This is a genomic window from Antarcticimicrobium luteum, assembly GCF_004358185.1.
Lineage (GTDB): Bacteria > Pseudomonadota > Alphaproteobacteria > Rhodobacterales > Rhodobacteraceae > Antarcticimicrobium > Antarcticimicrobium luteum.
Genome location: NZ_SMUV01000053.1, coordinates 23,748 through 44,355 on the forward strand (window position 1 = coordinate 23,748; position 20,608 = coordinate 44,355).

19 protein-coding genes are annotated in these 20,608 nt (G+C 66.2%); 11 read left to right on the forward strand and 8 right to left on the reverse strand.

Annotated features, from left to right (window positions below; all coding sequences use genetic code 11):
* Positions 1-126: 126 nt before the first annotated feature.
* Complete coding sequence (locus E1832_RS05215; protein ID WP_133358677.1) at positions 127-771, reverse strand: response regulator transcription factor; 645 nt, start codon at positions 769-771, stop codon at positions 127-129.
* Positions 768-2,201 (reverse strand): cache domain-containing protein, encoded by a 1,434-nt coding sequence (locus E1832_RS05220; RefSeq protein WP_133358678.1) that lies wholly within the window; start codon positions 2,199-2,201, stop codon positions 768-770. Before E1832_RS05220 ends, E1832_RS05215 begins: the two co-directional genes overlap by 4 nt.
* 240 nt (positions 2,202-2,441) lie before the next feature.
* Between E1832_RS05220 and E1832_RS05225 the strand changes: the two genes are divergently transcribed.
* From E1832_RS05225 to E1832_RS05235, 3 genes are all read left to right on the forward strand, one after another.
* A complete protein-coding gene (locus tag E1832_RS05225) occupies positions 2,442-3,527 on the forward strand; it encodes a TRAP transporter substrate-binding protein (RefSeq protein WP_133358679.1) in 1,086 nt (361 codons plus the stop codon).
* 109 nt (positions 3,528-3,636) lie between these two features.
* Positions 3,637-4,527 carry a TRAP transporter small permease subunit gene (locus E1832_RS05230; RefSeq protein WP_133358680.1) on the forward strand — a complete coding sequence of 297 codons (891 nt, stop codon included), beginning with the start codon at positions 3,637-3,639 and terminating at the stop codon, positions 4,525-4,527.
* Between the two features lie 18 nt (positions 4,528-4,545).
* On the forward strand, positions 4,546-6,900 hold the full coding sequence (locus E1832_RS05235) for a TRAP transporter large permease (RefSeq protein ID WP_133358681.1): 2,355 nt from the start codon (positions 4,546-4,548) through the stop codon (positions 6,898-6,900).
* Positions 6,901-7,020: 120 nt separating this feature from the next.
* Here the strand turns inward: E1832_RS05235 and E1832_RS05240 are convergent, their stop codons facing one another.
* From E1832_RS05240 to E1832_RS05250, 3 genes are all read right to left on the reverse strand, one after another.
* Positions 7,021-7,842: an arginyltransferase gene (locus E1832_RS05240; RefSeq protein WP_133358682.1), complete on the reverse strand. Its 822-nt coding sequence runs from the start codon at positions 7,840-7,842 to the stop codon at positions 7,021-7,023.
* Between the two features lie 91 nt (positions 7,843-7,933).
* Positions 7,934-8,371 (reverse strand): RDD family protein, encoded by a 438-nt coding sequence (locus E1832_RS05245; protein WP_133358683.1) that lies wholly within the window; start codon positions 8,369-8,371, stop codon positions 7,934-7,936.
* A 73-nt stretch (positions 8,372-8,444) separates the two neighbouring features.
* On the reverse strand, positions 8,445-8,894 hold the full coding sequence (locus tag E1832_RS05250) for a DUF2852 domain-containing protein (RefSeq protein WP_133358684.1): 450 nt from the start codon (positions 8,892-8,894) through the stop codon (positions 8,445-8,447).
* 380 nt (positions 8,895-9,274) lie between these two features.
* Between E1832_RS05250 and E1832_RS05255 the strand changes: the two genes are divergently transcribed.
* The 4 genes from E1832_RS05255 (at position 9,275) to E1832_RS05270 (ending at position 14,300) form a co-directional block, all read left to right on the forward strand.
* Positions 9,275-12,070 carry a [protein-PII] uridylyltransferase family protein gene (locus tag E1832_RS05255; RefSeq protein WP_133358685.1) on the forward strand — a complete coding sequence of 932 codons (2,796 nt, stop codon included), beginning with the start codon at positions 9,275-9,277 and terminating at the stop codon, positions 12,068-12,070.
* On the forward strand, positions 12,054-12,326 hold the full coding sequence (locus tag E1832_RS05260; RefSeq protein ID WP_133358686.1) for a hypothetical protein: 273 nt from the start codon (positions 12,054-12,056) through the stop codon (positions 12,324-12,326). The genes E1832_RS05255 and E1832_RS05260 overlap by 17 nt, the downstream gene beginning before the upstream one ends.
* Before the next feature lie 223 nt (positions 12,327-12,549).
* Positions 12,550-13,761 (forward strand): RSP_2647 family RNA methyltransferase, encoded by a 1,212-nt coding sequence (locus E1832_RS05265; RefSeq protein ID WP_133358687.1) that lies wholly within the window; start codon positions 12,550-12,552, stop codon positions 13,759-13,761.
* The gene (locus E1832_RS05270; protein WP_133358688.1) at positions 13,758-14,300 is read left to right on the forward strand and encodes an RSP_2648 family PIN domain-containing protein; all 543 of its coding nucleotides are present in this window, start codon (positions 13,758-13,760) and stop codon (positions 14,298-14,300) included. Before E1832_RS05265 ends, E1832_RS05270 begins: the two co-directional genes overlap by 4 nt.
* Here E1832_RS05270 and E1832_RS05275 read toward each other — a convergent pair.
* Together E1832_RS05275 and E1832_RS05280 are read right to left on the reverse strand one after the other, a co-directional pair.
* Positions 14,297-15,286, reverse strand: coding sequence for an LLM class flavin-dependent oxidoreductase (locus E1832_RS05275; RefSeq protein ID WP_133358689.1), 990 nt, complete (start codon positions 15,284-15,286; stop codon positions 14,297-14,299). The genes E1832_RS05270 and E1832_RS05275 overlap by 4 nt on opposite strands.
* Positions 15,287-15,311: 25 nt before the next feature.
* Positions 15,312-16,001, reverse strand: a complete 690-nt coding sequence (locus tag E1832_RS05280; RefSeq protein ID WP_133358690.1) for a M48 family metallopeptidase — start codon at positions 15,999-16,001, stop codon at positions 15,312-15,314.
* Between the two features lie 270 nt (positions 16,002-16,271).
* On the opposite strand from E1832_RS05280, the gene E1832_RS05285 reads away from it, so the two are divergent.
* The 3 genes from E1832_RS05285 to E1832_RS05290 are packed head-to-tail and all read left to right on the forward strand — an operon-like array spanning position 16,272 to position 19,012.
* Complete coding sequence (locus E1832_RS05285) at positions 16,272-17,642, forward strand: DUF2927 domain-containing protein (protein WP_133358727.1); 1,371 nt, start codon at positions 16,272-16,274, stop codon at positions 17,640-17,642.
* Positions 17,643-17,649: 7 nt separating this feature from the next.
* Positions 17,650-17,817, forward strand: a complete 168-nt coding sequence (locus tag E1832_RS22430; RefSeq protein ID WP_165978802.1) for a hypothetical protein — start codon at positions 17,650-17,652, stop codon at positions 17,815-17,817.
* Between the two features lie 10 nt (positions 17,818-17,827).
* A complete protein-coding gene (locus tag E1832_RS05290) occupies positions 17,828-19,012 on the forward strand; it encodes a vWA domain-containing protein (protein ID WP_133358691.1) in 1,185 nt (394 codons plus the stop codon).
* An 88-nt stretch (positions 19,013-19,100) separates the two neighbouring features.
* On the opposite strand, the gene E1832_RS05295 is transcribed toward E1832_RS05290, so the two are convergent.
* Positions 19,101-19,940, reverse strand: coding sequence for an AAA family ATPase (locus tag E1832_RS05295; RefSeq protein ID WP_133358692.1), 840 nt, complete (start codon positions 19,938-19,940; stop codon positions 19,101-19,103).
* Positions 19,941-20,124: 184 nt separating this feature from the next.
* Here E1832_RS05295 and dksA point away from each other — a divergent pair, with 184 nt between their 5' ends.
* Entirely contained in the window at positions 20,125-20,547 is a 423-nt protein-coding gene (gene dksA / locus E1832_RS05300; protein ID WP_133358693.1) for an RNA polymerase-binding protein DksA, read from the forward strand.
* Positions 20,548-20,608 lie beyond the last annotated feature (61 nt).

The window sequence follows — 20,608 nt, forward strand, 5'->3', positions numbered from 1 at the left end:
GCGGGACATTTCAGCGAAATCCGGCTGCGCCAGAACCGGGGTGAAGGCGCGGAAAACGCGCCGCCGGAGCGGAACATCGGCCTTCAAGCATCAGGAGGGGGAGGAGGAGGGGGGATCTGCGCCGGCTCAGAACCCGACGCCGGTGCCCTGCAAAACGCCATGTTCCAGCGCATATCGGGTCAGCCCCGCCGTCGAGGAGATGCCGAGCTTGCGCTTGATGTTCTTGCGGTGGGTCTCGACCGTGCGCACCGAGATGTCGAGCGTCTGCGCCACCTGCTTGTTCGACCTGCCCTGCGCCAGTTGCAGCAGGATGGTCTGTTCGCGTCCGGTCAGCTGTTCGCGCCCGTCGCCGGTCTTGGGCTCGAGCGAGCCCTTCGCGCCGGTGCACAGATACCGCTCGCCGCGCATCACGGTGTCGATCGCCTGCTTGATCTCGTCGGTGGGCACGTCCTTCAGCACATAGCCCACCGCGCCATGGCTCAGCGCCGACGCGATGTATTCCGGGCTGTCATGCATCGACAGGATCAGGATGCGCGCCCCGGGCACCCGTTCGAGCAGCATCTCGGTCGCGCTCAGCCCGCCCAGCCGGGGCATGTTCAGGTCCATCAGGATCACATCCGGGGTCAGCGCCTCGGCCCGGTCCACTGCCGCCTGTCCGTCGCCCAGGGTGCCGACCACCACGATATCGTCATAGCTTTCCAGAATGGATTGAATGCCTTCGGCCACCATCGGGTGGTCATCGACGATCAGAACGCGGATCGGGGCGGTCATGCCTGGGCCTCCATCTTGGGCGAGGCCGCCTCCTCGGGCGGCAGCAGGTGACTGAGCGGCAGGGTCGCCTCGATCGTGGTTCCGCCTTGCGCGCCGCGAGATGACAGAATGCGCAGGGTGCCGTCAAGCTGTTCGATACGCTCCTGCATGTTGCGCAGACCCAGGCCGGGCCCGCTCCGCCCCGGCTGCGCGGGCAGGCCGCGCCCGTTGTCTGCGATGCGCAGGGTCGCGCCGTTCTTGTGCCCGCGCAGGTCGATTGTGACCCGGCTGGCGCCGGAATGGCGCTCCGCATTGGTCAGCGCCTCCTGCGCGATGCGGTAGAGCGCGATCTTGGCATCCTGGTCCAGCCGGTTGCGGAACACCACGGTGGTGAAACCGGTCTCGATCCCGGTGCGCTCCTGGAAATCTTCGGCCAGCGCCTTGACCGCAGGCCCGAGGCCGAGGTCGTCGAGGACGCCGGGGCGCAGATCGCGACTGATCCGGCGAACCTCGGAAATCGCGCTGCCGAGATAGCCGATCCCCTTGTCCAGCGACACCTGGGCGCTGTCGGGATCGCCCCGGTCCAGCCGGCGGCGGGCGTTGTCGAGCGCATAGCGCACGCCGACCAGGATCTGGCTGATGCCGTCGTGCAACTCGCGCGCGACGCGGCCGCGCTCCTCTTCCTGGGCGTCGAACACCCGCTGGGTCAGTTTCTTGAGCTTGGCGTCGGCCAGCCGCCGTTCGCGGATATTGACCACCATTCCCGACACGAAGACCAGCAGCAGCGCGGTCAGCGTAATGCCGATGATATAGTAGAAGGTGCGCTGCACTCGCGCCTCGACCTCGGCGCGCGAGGCGGCGACCTGGGTCAGGACATCGTCGATGAAAACGCCGGTGCCCACCGCCCATTGCCAGTCCTGAAGCCCCAGCACATAGGTGACCATGCGGGCCTCTTGCCCGGTTGATGGCTTGGGCCACAGATGCTCGTGCCAGCCGGCGCCGCCACGGGCGATGCGGATGAAGGCGTCGACGATCGGCGTGCCCTCGCTGTCGGCAAGCCCGGCCCAGTTGCGATTGATGAACTCGGTCTGGCGCGGCGACACCAGATTGTTGCCGTCATAGTCGTAGACGAAGAAGAACCCCTCTTCGCCGTAGATCATCGCGGCGAGGATCTGCAGCACCCGCTCCTTGGAGCGTTCGTCGTCCGGCGCGGCGGGACCATAGATGAAATAGAAGGCGTTGCGCGCCTGGGTGACATAGTTGCGCAACTCGGCCTTCTTCGCTTCGAGAAGTTTTTTCTCAAGCGCCCGGATCTCGCTCTCGGCCAGTTGCCGGGCCTGGCTTGCCACCAGAACCGAAATCGCCACCGCCGCCAGCAGCAGCGGCACCGAGGCCAGAAGAAAGATCTTTTGCCCGTAGCTGGGGGTGAGGAGGTCACGCAGGCGTTTCATCCGGTGACAATTGCCCGTTGCGGCCCGCGAATCAATGGCCCGCCGCGCCGCAGCAAGGTTCCGGTCGAGTCGCGAGCGGCTAATTCCTGTGCCGATTCGGCGAATTGCGCCCGGATTTTGCGCAGCGACTACGTACAACTAGGTATTCCGCTCGTTCCTGCGAACGGTTAACTTGCCTTCACCTTTCCCGCGTCCCGGCGCGGGGCTGACGAACGAATCCGAATGGGGAGGAAAACCGAAATGGATCGTCGCTCTTTTTTGAGAACTTCTGCGCTGGGTGGCTCGGCCGCCGCCGCAACCGCACTGGCCGCGCCGGCCTACGCACAGGGCAAGCGCACCCTGACCATGGTCACCACCTGGGGCCGTGGCCTTGCCGGTGTGCATGACGCCGCGCAGCGTGTCGCCGACAGCATCACCACGATGACCGACGGTCAGCTGACCGTCGACGTGAAGGCAGCGGGCGAGCTGGTTGGCGCCTTTGAGGTGTTCGACGCCGTGACCGCCGGTCAGGCCGACATGTACCACGCCGCCGACTATTACTTCACCGGTCAGCACCCGGGTTACCAGTACTTCACCTGCGCGCCCTTCGGCATGACCTCGCAGGAACTGGCGAACTGGTACTACCAGGACGGCGGCATGGAGCTGCACGACGAGCTGGGCCAGATCTTTGGTCTGAAATCCTTCCTCGGCGGCAACACCGGCGCCCAGGCTGGCGGCTGGTTCCGCAAGGAAATCAATGGTCCCGAAGATTTCAACGGCCTGAAGTTCCGGATGCCGGGCATGGGTGGCCAGGCGCTGGGCAAGCTGGGCGCCTCGATCCAGAACCTGCCGGGTTCGGAAGTGTACCAGGCGCTGGCCTCCGGCGCGATCGACGGCACCGAGTGGATCGGCCCCTGGGCGGACGAGAAGGCCGGCTTCCAGGAGATCACCAAGTTCTACTACACCGCCGGCTTCCACGAGCCGGGTGCGGGCCTGTCGGTTGCCACCAACCGCGACGTGTTCGAGAGCCTGCCGATGGCGCATCAGAAGGTGATCGAGATCGCCGCCTCCGAGTGCCACCAGTGGAACCTGGCACAGTTCCTGGCCAATAACGGTGCCGCGCTGCAGCGCTTGCAGGCCGGTGGCGTTCAGCTGATGGAATTCCCGGCGTCGGTCTGGGATGCCATGGGCCAGGCGGCCAAGGAAACCCTGGACGAGTACATGGACGACGAACTGTTCGCCAAGATCCGCAAAAGCGCGGAGGCCTCGATGATGTCGTCCTCGGGCTGGATCCAGATGTCGGAAGGCGCCTATCGGAACCAGCGCGACCGCGTTCTGGGCGGCTAACCCGCACTTCGATACATCAACGGCAGGCTCGCCTTCGGGGCGGGCCTGCATTTGCAGTAGCCGCTGCAAAACCCGTAGCCGACAAGAAAATCAAGGGGGATGAACCGTCATGCTGGATGCGCTGGGCTGGTTCTTCGGCAATATCCTCGGGGCCTTTGTCAACTTTTTCACCGCCGTCACCAATCCGAGCCTGTGGCTGGACTGGTCGGACAAACAGGCGATCATGCGGTTTGTCTATTACGGCGGCTCGGTCGAGTTCTTCTTCGTGGTCTTCACCGCCTTTCTGGTGCTGACCGTGGTGGGGCTGATCTGGGGCCGGGTGATGTGGGGCACCGTGCGTGTACTGGAAGGGTTCGCCAATACAATCGGCCGGTTCTTTGCCTGGGCCGGTCTGATCATGGTGATCCAGCAGATCGTCATCGTCTTCATCCAGCGGATCTTTGCCCGCCCGGATATCTCGATCGGCTTCGGCATCCCGATCCAGTTCGACATCAGCTGGTTCGGCGAAGAGCTCAAGCTCTATAATGCGATGGTCGTGGCGCTCTGTGCCTCTTACACCTTTGTGCAGGGCGGTCACGTGCGCGTCGATCTGCTGTATGCGCCGGTGCGCTTTCGCACCAAGAAGGTGATCGACATGTTCGGCGCGCTGTTCTTCATGATGCCGATGTCCGTTCTGATCTGGATGTATGGCTGGTTCTTCCTGTGGCGGCATCTTATCGTGCCGAAACCCTCGGCCAGCGATCAGCTTGACCGTCTGCTGATGAAATCCCGGGCGCTGCGCTGGAACGTGGAGACCATCGGGTTCAGTCCGAACGGATTCAACGGATACTTCCTGTTCAAGATCCTGCTGTGCAGCTTTGCGGCAATGATCTTCATCCACTCCATCGCCGTGCTCTACCGGTCCTTCATGGAATTCCGCGAAGGCGTGGGAAGCGAAAACAAGTACCTCGACAAGGATACACTTGGCGAGGGCGAAGAAGCCTACGAAGGCGCTCATTAAAGCAAGGGACAGCCAAGAATGCTATTCGGTCTTGATGGCGTCGAACTCGGCCTGATCATCCTCTTTCTCTGCCTGTTCGGGGGCATCCTTTCGGGTTTTCCGGTGGCCTTTGCCATTGGCGGCGCCGGGATCATCTCGTTCGGGATCATTGCCGCGCTCGACAGCGCGGGCTTGCTGATCCATCAGGCGATCGACACCTCCTCCCAGGCCTATAACGACCTGGTCAATTCCGGTATCAAGCCGGATGCCATTTCGGTGTTCCGATATCCGGATCTACCACGGGCGGCGGAATCGGTGTTTCCCGGCGGCTGGGAACTGGCGCTGGACCGCAACGTCTCGTTCATCGTCAACCGGATGAACGAACGGGTGCTGGCGGGCCAGTCGATCGAAACGCTGCTCGCGGTGCTGATGTTCGTTCTGATGGGCATCACGCTGGAGCGCTCCAAGATCGCCAACGACCTGCTGACCACCATGGCGCGGGTGTTCGGTCCGCTGCCGGGCGGTCTGGCGGTGTCGATCGTGGTGGTGGGCGCGTTCCTGGCCGCCTCGACCGGGATCGTCGGCGCCACCGTGGTGACGATGGGCCTGCTGGCGTTGCCGACCATGCTGCGCAACAACTACTCACCCGAACTGGCGACGGGCGTGATCGCGGCGAGCGGCACGCTGGGGCAGATCATCCCGCCCTCGATCGTTATCGTTCTGCTGGGGACGCTGGCCGGCGATCTTTATTCCACCGCGCAGGAGGCCCGCGCCAACGCGGCGGGCTGTTCCGACGCGCTGACCTATCTGGGTGAGCCGGCGGTGGTTTCGGTCGGCACGCTGTTCCAGGCGGCGCTGCTGCCGGGGATTCTTCTGGCGGTGCTCTATGCGCTCTATGCCTTCGTTTATGCGCTGCTGAACCCGGAAAAGGCCCCTGCGGTCGCGCTGGGCGCGGCGAACAACGAGCCGATCACCCGCGGCGAGGCGCTGGGCTGGTTCCTCGCGGCTCCGATCGGGATCATCGGCGGCGCCATCCTGCTGGCCAATGTCGGTCTGGTCGGCAGTCAGGATCTGACCGTGTCGAGCTATTCCAATGCCGCCGAGGCTGCCAGCCTGCGCACCAATGTCGGCGAGGAATGCAAGGCCGCGATGATCGATCTGCACGGCCAGTCCGCCTGGGACAAGGCGGTCGAGGAGCAGGCTTCGATCGACGCCGCCGGCGCCGATGTGGAAAGCCACAAGCTCAGCGACGAGGAACTGGTTCAGGCACGTGCCGACAAGATCGCTGCGGCGGCGCCGATCGGGTCGGGCATTGCCATCCTGATCGTGCTGCTGGGGCTGGTTCTGGCGATGGCGCGCGGCATTTCGCCGTCCTCCGATCCCAAGCCGCTGATCCTCGGGGCGATGGGGCTCTTGCTGGCCGTCCTGGTGGATGTGACCTTGGTCGCGCCCACCACCTCTCCGGGGGTGACGGCGCTGCTGATGGCGCTGCCCTTCGCTCTGGCGCTGTACGGCTGCAAACAGGCCGCCGCACGGCTGGCCACCAACGACCTGATCCGGGTGGTGTTCCCGCCGCTGGTTCTGATCGTGGCGGTGCTGGGGTCGATCCTGGGCGGGATCACCAATCCGACGCCCGCCGCGGCGCTGGGCGCGGGCGGCGCGATCATGCTGGCCGCCTATCGCAAGCTGCAGGATCAGGGCCGGTCGGGCAATGTGATCATCTGGTCCACCTTCGCGATCATCATCTGCATCCTGATCGGGGTCAACTTTGACCTGCGGATCAACCAGGGTGGGGTCAGCGTCGAAAGCTGGATCGCCTTCTTCGGGGCCTACGGCGCCTATCTCTATGCGCTGTTCGGCCTGTTCTACGGCTGCTGGGTTCTGTTTTCGGGCGGCGTGCTCACCCCGGTGGTGCGCGAGACGGCCAAGGTCACCTCGATGGTGTTCACCATCCTGATCGGCTCGCAACTGCTGAACCTGGTGGTCATCTCCTTCGGGGGCGAGCATTACATCCAGCAATTCCTCAAGAGCTTCGACAACGAGTTCAAGGTCTTCCTGATCGTGATGCTGGTGCTCTTCATCCTGGGCTTCGTGCTCGACTTCCTCGAGATCATCTACATCGTGATCCCGATCGTCGGGCCGGTGATCTACGGCGGCTCGTTCGATCCCAAATGGGTGACCATCATGGTGGCGGTGAACCTGCAGACCTCGTTCCTCACGCCGCCGTTCGGATTTGCGCTGTTCTACCTGCGAGGGGTGGCTCCGGCGGAGGTCACGACGGGCCACATCTACCGCGGGGTTCTGCCCTTTGTGCTGATCCAGGTCGGGGGCCTTGCGCTGTTGTGGTTCTTCCCCGGTATCGTCACCATCGTGCCGGCGTTGATGCCGAACTGATCGCGGTCAGACCGAGACAAGGAAAAGGGGCCCGCGCGGGCCCCTTTTTTCATATGATGGCGCGGTTGTCGGCTGATCGGGGTGCGGATCGCGCTTCGGATCGATCTGGGCGCGGCGGGATCAGGCCCGCGTCGGGCGCCGGTCGGGCAGCGAGATGTTGGCGACCTGCTCGGCGATCGGCTCGGTGCCTGCCGGATGCAGGGCGGCGGAAAAGGCATCGGGATCGGAAACCCTCTTCCAGCCGCCGCCGGAATAGACCTCGAGCCCCGCGAAATTGGACTTGTAGCCCATCTTGGGGCTGCCGGGCACCCAGTAGCCCAGGTAGACATAAGGCAGCCCGTTTTCGCGCGCGATCTCGATATGATCGAGGATCATCCAGGTGCCGAGAGAGGCCTGCGGCAGATCCGGGGTGTAGAAGGAATAGACCATGCTCACCCCGTCCTCGAGCACGTCGGTCAGGCTGACCGCGATCAGCGTCTGCGCGCCGGGGTCGGTATATTCCACGACGCGGCTGCGGATCGGGGTCTCTTCGATCATCGCGGCGAATTCGAACACGTCCATGTCGGCCATGCCGCCATCGGCGTGGCGGGTATCCAGATAGCGCCGGAACAGGGCATACTGATCCTCGGTCGCCCAGGGCGAGGTCGCCCGCCGGGTCAGATGCGCGTTGCGCCGAACGGCGCGTTTCTGGCTTTTCGACGGGCGAAAGGCCGCCACGTCGATCCGCGCCGAGAGGCAGGCCGCGCAGTCCGAACAGGAGGGCCGGTAGAGCACGTTTTGCGACCGGCGGAACCCCTGCTGCGACAGCGCGTTGTTCACCCGGTCCGCCCCTTCGCCCTGAAGCGCGGTGAACAGCTTTCGCTCCATCCGGCCCTCGAGATAGGGGCAGGGCTGAGGGGCCGTCACATAGAATTGCGGCGCGATGGGCAGCGTATGGCGCATGGATCTCCCGCGGGGTTTCCGGCGGATGATAACAACGCATCCAAAGGCCGCCAAGTGGCGATTGGCCGGGGGGCAGGCCACGTATATCGGTTCAGAACAATGCCCTGCGGTTCAGGGCGACTGTACCCAGAACAGTATCGCTGAGGCCCTGACCCCGCGCCCCGGTCAGCATCATGACCACCGAGATCACCTGCAGGACCGGCACCGCGAGGCTGATGGTGTAGCCGGCGGTATGGGCCACCGCCTGGCCCAGATCCAGCCGCGCCCCATGGGCATCGCGCAGCTCGATTCCGGCAAAGCGCATGCCCCAGGTGGCCGATCCGGCGGCAAGCGTCACCACCCGATAGGCAAAGCCGAGGACCGCAAACAGCAGCGGCCAGATGAAAAGGCCGACAAAGGCGGTGGCCAAGACCACCCCCAGGCAGAGCACGAAGGTCACCACGCTGTCGATCAGCCAGGCGATCAGGCGCTTTGCGGGGACGGCATCGTAGAATTGCGGCTGGTCGAACGGGTCGGGCAGGGCGGACATGGATGCAAACCTTGGCAAAGGGAAACCGCCCCGGGGCGCGAACGGCCCCGGGGCGTGTCATCTGTCGGCGGGATCAGGAGCCGGACGGCTCCAGCGCGTCGCCGCGGCGGGTCTCGTCGGCGGCGCGGCGGGCACGGGCGTCCATGAACTGGTCGAACTCGGACTTGTCCTTGGCCTCGCGCAGACGTTCCAGAAAGGCCTCGAATTCCATCTGTTCCTGCTCCAGCCGGCGCAGGGTCTCGGTCTTGTAGGAATCGAAGGCGGTGTTGCCGGTCGAGGTCATCGGCCCCATACCGCGAAAATAGTTACGGTGCTGATGGCGGTTGCGGCAGGCGGTGCTGAACATGCGTTTGCTCCAGATCATATAGGCAAGAAGGGCGAGGCCGATGGGCCAGAACAGGATAAAGCCCAGAACCATGGCGGCGATCCAGGCACCTTTGCCCTTGTCGTCAAACCAGGCTTCGGTCCGGGCGAGCCAACCGGGGCGCGAGACAGCAGGGGCTGCGTCGGTAAACGTGGTCATTGTCGGTTTCTCCAGATCAGGGTTGATGTAAATGCCTTTCACATTATTGAATGTCGGCGTGCCCGGTCCGCTTTGCAAGACATGATGTGAATGTTTTTTACATTATTTTTATTGTTAAATAAAATCAGGTATTTGCGGGGATGTGGTGGCGGCTGATCCGGAAGTATGTGGCATTCAGGCGGCATTCGGTGGGGTCGGCCCGTTCGCTGCCGTGTCCCCGAACGCCATCCGCCGCGTGCGCGCGGCCGCGCTCCATGCCGCCCATGTTCACCGGGCGGGGGCCGGGGCAAAGGATCGGGGCAGGGGATCGGCGCACGATCCGGTCCAAATCGCGCTTTTGGCGCATTGACCTTGCACCGCGCCGCACGCAACCTGCCGCCATGAACAACAGATTGCAGATCGCGCGCCTGCCGCGCCCATTCGATCCTGACCTGGGCGAGGAAGCGCGCGCCGCCCTGCCGGGGCTGACCGGCGATCATGCCGCGCTGATCGCCGGCGCCGGCGGATCCAGCCCCTATCTCAAGGGGTTGATCGAGCGCGAGGCCGCCTGGCTCGAGGGCGCGCTGGACGATCCGGGCGCGGCGGTTGGCGGGGTGTTCGACGGCTGCCGGGCGCTGCCGCCCGACCAGCTCAGGCCCGGGCTGCGTCAGGCCAAACGCCGCATCGCGCTGATCACCGCACTGGCCGACCTCTCTGGCGCCTGGCCGCTGGAGCGGGTGACCGGAGTCTTGACCGATTTCGCCGGCTTGGCCTGCGATCTGGCGCTGAAATCCGAGATCGCGGCGCTGATCCGGCGCAAGAAACTGCCGGGGATGAACGAGGACGACGTCGAGACCGCCGCCGGGCTGAGCGTGCTGGCAATGGGAAAGATGGGCGCGCATGAGCTGAACTACAGCTCGGACATCGACCTGATCTGCCTCTACGACGAAACCCGCTACGGTCCCGATACCCATCAGGAGGCGCGGCCGGCGCTGGTGCGCGCCACCCGCAACATGGCGGCGCTGCTGTCGGACAAGACCGGCGACGGCTATGTCTTTCGCACCGATCTGCGGCTGCGCCCCGACCCCTCGGTCACGCCGGTCTGCATTTCCATGGCCGCCGCCGAGACCTATTATGAAAGCCTCGGGCGCACTTGGGAGCGTGCCGCCTATATCAAGGCGCGCCCCTGCGCCGGCGATCTGGAGGCCGGCGCGCGGTTCCTGCAGACCCTGCGTCCCTTTGTCTGGCGCAAGCATCTGGATTTCGCGGCAATCCAGGATGCCCACGACATGCGCCTGCGCATCCGCGAAACCAAGGGCACCGGCGGCCGCATCACGGTGCCGGGGCACGACATGAAGCTGGGCCGGGGCGGCATCCGCGAGATCGAGTTCTTTACCCAGACCCAGCAGCTGATCGCCGGCGGACGCGATCCCGACCTGCGCCTGCGCGGCACGGTCGAGGGGCTGGCGGCGCTGGCGGCCAAGGCGTGGATCCCCGAGGAGCTGGCCGGAAGGCTCTCGGCCCATTACCGCGCCCACCGCGAGGTGGAGCATCGCATCCAGATGGTCCATGACGCCCAGACCCACAAGGTTCCGAACACCGGCGACGGTATCGCCCGCGTCGCCTGCCTGATGGGCACGGATGTCGAAACGCTCACCGCCGATCTCGCCCGGCGCCTCTCGGAGGTGCACGAGATGACCGAGGCGTTCTTCGCTCCCGACGCCGCCCCCGACGCGGCCCCGGTCGAGGCGCGGTTCGACGCCTCGGTGCTGGCGCGCTGGCCGGGTTATCCGGCGCTGCGCTCGCAGCGGGCGCAGCATATCTTCGACCGGCTGAAGCCCGAGATCCTGTCGCGCCTGGCGCGCACCGCGAAACCGGACGAGGCGCTGCTGGCGCTCGACGGCTTCCTGTCCGGCCTGCCGGCCGGGGTGCAGCTGTTTTCCCTGTTCGAGGCCAACCCGCAGCTGATCGACCTGCTGGTCGACATCGCAGGCACCTCGCACGCGCTGGCCAGCCACCTGTCGCGCAATGCCGGCGTCTTCGACGCGGTGATCGGCGGTGATTTCTTTGCCGACTGGCCGGGCGAGGCGGCGCTGCGCGCCGATCTGGCGGCGCAACTGACGGCAGAGGCGGATTACGAACGCCAGCTCGACAGCGCCCGTCGCTGGATGAAGGAATGGCATTTCCGCATCGGCGTGCACCTGCTGCGCGGGCTGACCGGTCCGGCCGAGGCCGGGCGGCACTATGCCGAGCTTGCCGGCGCGGTGCTGGCGGCGATCACCCCGGTGGTGGTGAACCAGTTCGCCCGCAAGCACGGCCCGCCGCCGGGCCGCGGCGCGGCGGTGGTGGGCATGGGCTCGCTCGGGGCGGCGCGGCTCAACGCAAGCTCCGATCTGGACATGATCGTGATCTATGATCCGCAGGACGAGGACAGCAGCGCCGGGCCGCGTCCACTGGCGGTGCGCCCCTATTACGCGCGGCTCACCCAGGCGCTGATCACCGCGATCAGCGCGCCGATGGCCGAGGGGCGGCTCTATGAGGTGGACATGCGGCTGCGCCCTTCGGGCCGGCAGGGGCCGGTGGCGACCAGCTGGGCCAGTTTCACCCATTACCAGATGAACGAGGCCTGGACCTGGGAGCATCTGGCGCTGACCCGCGCCCGGGTGGTGGCGGGCGATCCCGATCTGGGCGCGGATATCGAGGCGTTCCGGCGCGGCATCATCGCGCGGCCCCGCGCCCGCGCCGATGTGCTGCGCGAGGTGGCCGATATGCGCGCGCGCATCGCCGCGGCCAAGACACCGGCCGGGGTCTGGGATGCCAAGACCGGCGCCGGCCGGCTGCTGGAGATCGAACTGGTGGCCCAGGCCGGCGCGCTGCTTTCCGGCAGCGCGGCGCATGACGTGGCAAGCGGGCTGCAGGGCGGCGTCGCCTGCGGTTGGCTGACCGGTGCCGAGGCGGGGGCGTTGGGGGCGGCCTATGACCTCTACTGGGCGGTGCAGACCGCGGCGCGGCTGATCTCGGCCAGCGGCATCGGCGAGGAGGCCCTGGGCGAGGGCGGGGCGGCCTTTCTCTGCCGCGCTTCCGGGTATGACAGCATCGACGCCTTGCGGGGCGCACTGAAGGCGCGCTATGCCGAGGCGGCGGCGCTGATCGAGGCCGCGCTGAGCCGGGAGGAGACCGATGAAGGGGGAGCTTGAGATCGACCGAAAGGGGCTGATCCGCGAGGCCTATCGCATCGAGGGGATCACCGGGCCGGAGTGCCGCAGCATCTTTCTCGACTGGGCGCTCAGCCTGCCGGAGGGCGCAGACAGCGGCCCGGCGCTGCGCCTGCTGCTCGACCGCTACGGATCGGCCGCGCCCGACCACCCGATGACCGGCGTGCTGACCGAGGGGCTGGTCCGAGCGGGCCACCCGCGCCGGCGCGGCGGCTGGCGCGCGCGCGCGCGCGACTGACCCAGGATCCCCCGGATCCGCAAAGCGCGCCGAAGGGGCAGTCCCCGCCGCCCCGGATCCGCAAGGCGCCCCGAGTATCGTTGCGGAAAATTAGGGAGGGGCGTTTTGTCCTTCGCGCTTCTGCCCGCCCCGCGAAGGCGGGGACGACAGGGGCGGGAGGGCCCGGGCGCCCGCCCGCCTCAGCCCTCTTCCCAAGGCTTCCGGTTGGACGTAAGAGGGCGCCATGACATCATCCGATCCCACCCCCGACCTTCCCCGCGTCCGCCTGCTGCCCAAGGCCAACGCCCGCGCCATCCGCCATGGGTTTCCCTGGGTCTACGCCAATGAACTGGTAACCGACCGGCGCACCCGCGCGCTGAGCCCCGGTGCGCTGGCGGTTCTTGAGGATGCCGAGCGCAACCCAATGGGGGTGGTGGCGGTCAACCCCGCCTCGCGCATCATCTGCCGCATGCTCGATCGCGATCCGGACGCCGTGCCGGACCGGGTCTGGTTCGCGGCGCGCCTGTCCCGGGCGCTGGCGCTGCGCAGCCGGATTTACGACGCCCCCTTCTACCGGCTGGTCCATGCCGAGGGCGACGGGCTGCCGGGGCTTGTGATCGACCGTTTCGGAGAAGTCGCGGTGATACAGCCCAACGCCGCCTGGGCGGAGGTCCGGCTGGACGATCTGACCGCCGCGCTGGTCGAGGTGACCGGCGTGACGACGGTGTTGAAAAACGCCTCGGGACGCACCCGCGCGCTGGAGGGGCTGGACGACGATAGCGCGGTGCTGCTGGGCAGCGCACCGCAGGCGCCGCTGCCGGTGCCGATGTCCGGGGCGATCTATATGGCCGATCTGACCGGCGGTCAGAAGACGGGCCTGTTCTATGACCAGCGCCCCAACCATGCCTTTGCCGCCCGGCTGGCCGGGCAGGGCGCGCGCGTGCTCGACGTGTTTTCTCATGTGGGCGGTTTCGCGCTGGCTATGCTGGCGGGCGGCGCGGGACATGCTCTGGCCGTCGACGGCTCGGCCCCGGCGCTGGAGCTGGCGGCGCAGGGGGCGGCGGCCTCGGGCCTGGCCGACCGGTTCGAGACCCGGCAGGGCGACGCCTTTGACGTGCTGAGCGCGCTGGCCGAGGAGGGGGCGCAGTTCGACGTGGTGATCTGCGATCCGCCCGCCTTTGCGCCGTCGAAACAGGCGCTCGATGCCGGCCTGCGCGCCTATGAGCGGATCGCGCGGATGGCCGCCACGCTGGTGGCGCCGGGCGGTTACCTGGGTCTGTGCTCCTGCTCGCACGCTGCCGATCTGGCGAATTTCCGCGGCGCCTGCACCCGCGGCATCGGCAAGGCCGGGCGCGCGGGGCAGTTGTTGCGCACCGGATTTGCGGGCCCCGATCACCCGCAACTGCCGCAACTGGCCGAGACGGGCTATCTCAAGGCGCTGTTCTACCGGCTGTGAAAATCGTTCTCGACACCTGCGTGCTTTACCCCACGGTGATGCGCGAGATGCTGCTGGGCGCGGCACGGCTGGGCCACTACACGCCCCTGTGGTCGACCCGCATCCTTGAGGAATGGGCGCGTGCGGCGCGCAAGCTGGGGCCCACGGGCGAGGTGCAGGCGCGCGGCGAGATCGCGCTGTTGCGCGCCGCCTGGCCGGGGGCGGAGCTGCCCCCCGCGCCGGGGATCGAGGCGCGGCTCTGGCTGCCCGATCCGGCGGATCTGCATGTGCTGGCGATCGCCGTGGCCGGTTCGGCCGATGCGATCCTGACGCTGAACCGGCAGGATTTCCCCAGGAACATTCTGGCCGAAGAGGGGCTGGAGCGGATCGAGCCGGACGGATTTCTGTACGGTTTGTGGCTCAAAGACCCCAACGGCCTCGCCGATATTGGCGCGCGGGTGCTGGCGCAGGCCAATGCGATGGCTGGCGGCGTCTGGGAGATCCGCGCGCTGATGAAGAAGGCGCGGCTGCCGCGGCTGGGCAAGGCGCTGGCCGGTTAGGCGGCCAGCCCCTGCATCACCTCCGCCGCGATCTCGAACGACCGGATCCGCGCCGCCGGATTGTGGATCTGGCCGGAAATCATCACCTCGTCCGGCTGATAGTGGTCGATCAACGCCGAGACCTGCGTGCGCACCATTTCCGCGTCCCCGGTGGCACTGATCCGCAACGCCTGGTCCACCGCCTTGATCCAGCGCGGATCGGCGACATCCTCGATCCGCTCCACCGGCGCGGGCAGCTTGCCGGGCATGCCCGACCGCAGCCGGATGAACGCCTGCTGCATCGAGGTTTTCAGCCGCACCGCCTCTGCCGCGTCATCGGCGGCAAAGAAGTTCATCGCCATCATGAAATACGGCCGTTCAAGAGCCGCCGAGGGCTGGAACCCGCGCCGGTAAACCTCGACGGCCTCGCCCAGAGCATCGGGCGCGAAATGCGAGGCAAAGGCGTAGGGCAGCCCCAGATGCGCCGCCAGCTGCGCGCCGTAGAGCGAGGAGCCGAGGATCCAGACCGGCACATGGGTTCCCTCGCCGGGGATCGCGTGCAGACGCTGACCCGGTTCGGAATCGCCGAGATAGGCCATCAGTTCCAGAACGTCCTGGGGAAAGGTGTCCTGCGCGGCCATGTTGCGGCGCAGCGCACGGGCGGTCTCCATATCCGTTCCCGGCGCGCGCCCGAGACCGAGGTCGATGCGCGGCCCGTGGATGGTGGCCAGCGTGCCAAACTGCTCGGCGATCACCAGCGGCGCGTGGTTGGGCAGCATGATGCCCCCGGCGCCGATCCGCATGGTCGCGGTCGCTCCGGCGATATGACCGATCATCACCGAGGTCGCCGAAGAGGCGATGCCTGGCATGTTGTGATGCTCGGCCAGCCAGTAGCGGTGATAGCCCAGCGTCTCGGCCGCCTGGGCCAGCGCGACGGAATTGCGGACCGCCTGGGCGGCGTCCGCGCCCTCGGGGATCGGGGCGAGGTCGAGCAGGGAATAGCGCATGTCGGTCCTTTGATCTGATCGGGGTTCAGCTCTGCGCGCCCCAGCGCGCCTCCAGCCGGTCCAGCGCCGCGATGCGCTCTTCGGTTCTGGGGTGGCTCATCAGCCAGGCGGGGGAGACGCCGGCGCGCGATTGCGTCAGCTCCTCAAGCTTGGCGAAAAGCGATTTCTGCGGGCCCACGCCGATGCCGGCCTTGGTCAGCAGGGCGGCGGCGTATTCGTCGGCCTCATACTCGTCGCCGCGCGACAGCCGCGCCGCCAGAAGCCCGGTCAGCGCATTGGCGATCCATACGCCGGCCACCGGGACGATGCGGCCCAGCACCATGATCAGCGCCGTGCGCAGTGCGTTCTGGCCGGAGAAATCCAGCATCCGCCGCCGCGCGTGACCCAGCGCCACATGGCCCAGCTCATGGGCGATGACCGACGCCATCTCTTCGCCGGTGACCTCGCCGTTGCGGTACTTGCGATAGAATCCGCGCGTGATGAAGATCCGCCCGTCCGGCGCCGCCAGCCCGTTCACCGGGTCGATCTCGTAGATATAGACCGGGATGCGCGCCAGCCCCAGCGCGGCGGCGAGCTGGTCGGTCAGGTGCTTTAGCCGCGCATCGGCCAGTTCGGTCGATTTCGCGTCCAGTTCCCGATGGGTGCGCCAGACCGAGACGCGGTACATCACCAGCGCATAGACCAGGGCGAGCAGGATGGGGGTAAACCTGAGCATGGGGGGAATATGGGGCCAAGCGCCCGCCCCGGCAAGCGGCAGCCGCATCAGACGGGGCGGAGTGTCGACATTGTGTTGTCTGGCGGTCCCGGTTGCCCCCACCATTGCGACAGACGGCGTTCGCGCCTATCCTTGTCTGACCACATTTCTGTCCGCTTTGGCTTTTATGCTCGACGCGGACCCCGGGCCGGGCCCCGGGCATTTTACGGATTTGCTACGCGATATGACCGACCTGACCTGCATCCTCCCGTCCCCTTGGTGCCCGCGCCGATGATCCGTGCCGCCGTCCTCCTGTGTCTCGGCCTGCTGTTGGCGGGCTGCAACACGGTGCCGCTGGCCGATACGCCGACGCGGGCCAAGATCACCGACAGTACGCTGCCGCCGATGAAGGTCTTTTCCACCCCTCATCCCAGTGCGCCGACCCGGTCCAACGCCAATATCGCCGCCGATTTCCTGGCGCTGCATTTCCGGTTGGAGAGCGGTCGCAAGCTGGACTATTTCACCCGGTTCGAGACGCCCGTCACCGTGCGGGTCAGCGGCGATCCGCCCCCCAGCCTGGAGCCCGACCTGCGCCGCCTGCTGACCCGGCTGCGGCGCGAGGCGGGGATTGACATCCGCCAGATCGCCCGGGGCAGCGCCAATATCACCATCGAGGTGGTCAGCCGCGCCGAGATCCGCCGCGCGCTGCCGGCGGCCGCCTGTTTCGTGGTGCCCAATGTCTCCAGCTTCGACGAGTTCCGCCGCGACCGGCGCAAACCCAAGACCAACTGGTCGGTGCTGCGCACGCGCACGCGGCTGGGCATCTTCGTACCTTACGACACCAGCCCGCAGGAGCTGCGCGATTGCCTGCACGAGGAACTGGCGCAGGCGCTGGGGCCGCTCAACGATCTCTACCGGCTGCCGGATTCGGTGTTTAACGACGACAATGTGCACACGGTGCTGACCGGGTTCGACATGCTGATCCTGCGCGCCACCTATGCCCCCGAGCTGCGCAGCGGCATGACGGAGGGACAGGTCGCAGCCCAGTTGCCCGCGCTGCTGGCGCGGCTGAACCCGGCCGGAACCCGTCAGCCCGCCGCCCCGGTCACCGAGACGCCGCGCGGCTGGATCGAGGCGGTGCAGACCGCGCTCGGCCCCGGCGCCAACCCGGGCGCGCGCCGTTCGGCGGCCAATACCGCCGCCCGCACCGCCGAGACGCTGGGCTGGCAGGACCATCGCCGCGCCTTCAGCCATTACATGCTGGGCCGGATCACCCAGGTGACCGATCCCGATGCCGCGCAGTCGCAGTTCCAGGCCGCGCTGCATTATCTGTCGCGCGATCCGGCCACCCGGCTGCATGCCGCCTATGTGGTGACCCAGACCGCGGCCTATGCGATCGCCACCGGCAATGGCGCCCAGGCGTTGCGCGAGATCGATCCGATGCTAGATGTCGCAGCAAGGGCCGAAAATGGTGCGCTGCTGTCCACGCTGATGCTGCTCAAGGCCGAGGCGCTGGATCTGACCGGCCGCCCCGACGAGGCCCGCAGCGTCAGACTGGACAGCCTGGGATGGGCGCGGTACGGGTTTGGCTCCGATTGGGCGGTACGGGCCAAGATGCGTGAGATCGCGGCGCTGAACCCCCAGAACAGAGGGCGCGGATAACACCAAGATGATCGTAATTTCAGCGGCGCTGATCGGTGCCATTCTGGGCGGCCTGACGGCCAGGAAACATGGCGGCAAACCGGCGGACATGGTCCAGTATGCGGCGGTTTATGCGATCGGGTTCGCCGTCGTCGGCGTTCTGGTGACGATCATGGTCCACCGCGCGGCACTATAGGCGAGGTCCGATGTTCCTGCCTTTCTTCGAAAACCTGCGCAAATCCGGCATCCCCGTCAGCCTGCGGGAATACCTGAGCTTTCTGGAAGGGATGAAGGCGGGGCTTGCCACCTATGACGTCGAGGCGTTCTATTACCTCGCCCGCACCGCGATGGTGAAGGACGAGCGTAATCTGGACAAGTTTGACCGCGCCTTTGCCGCCAGTTTCCAGGGGCTGGAGCAGATCACCCTCGATCAGGTGCTGGAGGCGGTGGACCTGCCCGCCGACTGGCTGCGCAAGATGGCCGAAAAGCATCTGAGCGACGAGGAAAAGGCCGAGATCGAGGCGCTGGGCGGCTTCGAGAAGCTGATGGAAACGCTGAAAGAGCGGCTGAAGGAGCAGGAGGGCCGTCACCAGGGCGGCAACAAGTGGATCGGCACCGCCGGTACCTCGCCCTTCGGCGCCTATGGCTACAACCCCGAGGGCGTGCGCATCGGCCAGAAGGAAGGCCGCCACGGCCGCGCGGTCAAGGTCTGGGACAAGCGGGAATTCAAGAACCTCGACGACACCGTCGAGCTGGGCACCCGCAACATCAAGGTGGCGCTGAAGCGGCTGCGCCGCTGGGCGCGCGAGGGCGCGCATGAGGAACTTGACCTCGACGGCACCATCCGCGCCACCGCCGAGCACGGCTATCTGGATGTGAAGACCCGGCCCGAGCGGCACAACGCCGTCAAGGTGTTGCTGTTTCTCGATGTCGGCGGCTCGATGGACCCGCATATCAAGGTGGTGGAAGAGCTGTTCTCGGCCGCGCGGACCGAGTTCAAGCATCTGGAATACTACTATTTCCACAACTGCCTCTACGAGGGCGTCTGGCGCGACAACCGCCGCCGCTGGGATGCCCAGACCCCCACCTGGGAGGTGCTGAACACCTACGGGCCGGATTACAAATGCATCTTTGTCGGCGACGCCAGCATGTCGCCCTATGAAATCGCCTATCCGGGCGGCGCGAACGAGCATTGGAACGCAGAGGCCGGGCAGGTCTGGCTGAACCGTGCGCGCGAGCAGTGGAAAGACAGTCTGTGGATCAACCCGGTGCCCGAGAAATACTGGGACTATACCCACTCGATCCAGATGATCCGCGAGATCTTCGACAGCCGTATGGTGCCGATGACGCTTTCGGGACTGGAAAAGGGGATGAAGGAGCTGACGCGCTAACGGCCGTCGTCTTGGTCGCCGGCCTGCCTGATTTTGGTTCCCCGGCGGCGCGCAAAGTGCCGCCGGGGAACCAAAATAGGATCAGAGGTCATCGCTGGCTGCGCGCCATGAACGCCAGCCGTTCGAACAGATGCACGTCCTGTTCGTTCTTCAGCAGCGCGCCATGCAACCGGGGCAGGGCGTTGACACCGTCGCGTTTCAGATCATCGGCATCCAGATCCTCGGCCAGCAGCAGTTTCAGCCAGTCGAGCACCTCCGAGGTCGAAGGCTTTTTCTTCAGCCCCGAGGTGTCGCGCAGTTCATAGAACTGGGTGAGCGCGGTGGTCAGCAGCGCCTGCTTGATGCCGGGGTGGTGCACCTCGACGATCTTGCGCATGGTCGCCTCGTCCGGGAAGCGGATGTAGTGAAAAAAGCAGCGCCGCAGAAAGGCGTCGGGCAGCTCTTTCTCGTTGTTCGAGGTGATAATGACGATCGGGCGTTGCGCGGCGCGGATCGTCTCGCCGGTCTCGTAGACATAGAACTCCATCTTGTCGAGTTCCTGCAGCAGGTCGTTGGGAAACTCGATGTCCGCCTTGTCGATCTCGTCGATCAGCAGCACGACCTTTTCCCCGGCCTCGAAGGCCTGCCAGAGTTTGCCCTTGCGGATGTAGTTGCGCACGTCGTGAACCCGCTCTTCGCCCAGCTGGCTGTCGCGCAGCCGGCTGACGGCGTCGTATTCATAAAGGCCCTGTTGCGCGCGGGTGGTGGATTTGACGTTCCATTCGATCATTTTCAGACCCAGCGCATCGGCCACCTGGCGGGCCAGTTCGGTCTTGCCGGTGCCGGGCTCTCCCTTGACCAGCAGCGGGCGCTCCAGCGTGACCGCCGCGTTCACCGCGATGGTGAGGTCTTCGGTCGCCACATAGTCCTTGGTGCCCTGAAATCTCATGTTTTCCAACCCTTTGCTGTTCGCAGTTTCGCGTTCCGGTCTGCCCGGGGTTTTAGCCCAATCGAATTGCTATTGTGTAGTGACAATCTGGAATCTCTCGGATAAACGCAGCGGCAGAAGGGGGAGACAGATGTCTAAATCTGCGGGTTTGAAGGACGTTGTTAGTCTGACCGAGGGAAGCAATATGAAGCAGGAAAACTTTCTGCCGGAGGACTACCGTCCGGCCGAAGATGAGCCGTTCATGAATGAACGCCAACTCGAATGGTTTCGCCGCGAACTGCTGCGGCAAAAGAACGACCTGTTGAGTGAAAGCAAATCCACCATCGCCGGGCTGCAGGACGGGACGCGCAACATCCCCGACGTGGCCGACCGCGCCAGCGAAGAGACCGATCGCGCGCTGGAGCTGCGCATTCGTGACCGCCAGCGCAAACTGGTGAGCAAGATCGACGCCGCGCTGCGCCGCATCGACGAGGGTGAGTTCGGCTATTGCCAGGACACCGGCGAGCAGATCTCGCTCAAGCGTCTGGTGGCGCGGCCGACCACCACGCTGAGCCTAGAGGCGCAGGAGCGTCACGAGCGTCGCGAAAAGGTGCATCGCGACGACTGATCGCGGCGACGGACGATGAGGGTTGGGAAAACGCCGGGGTCTGCCGCCCTGGCGTTTTTCA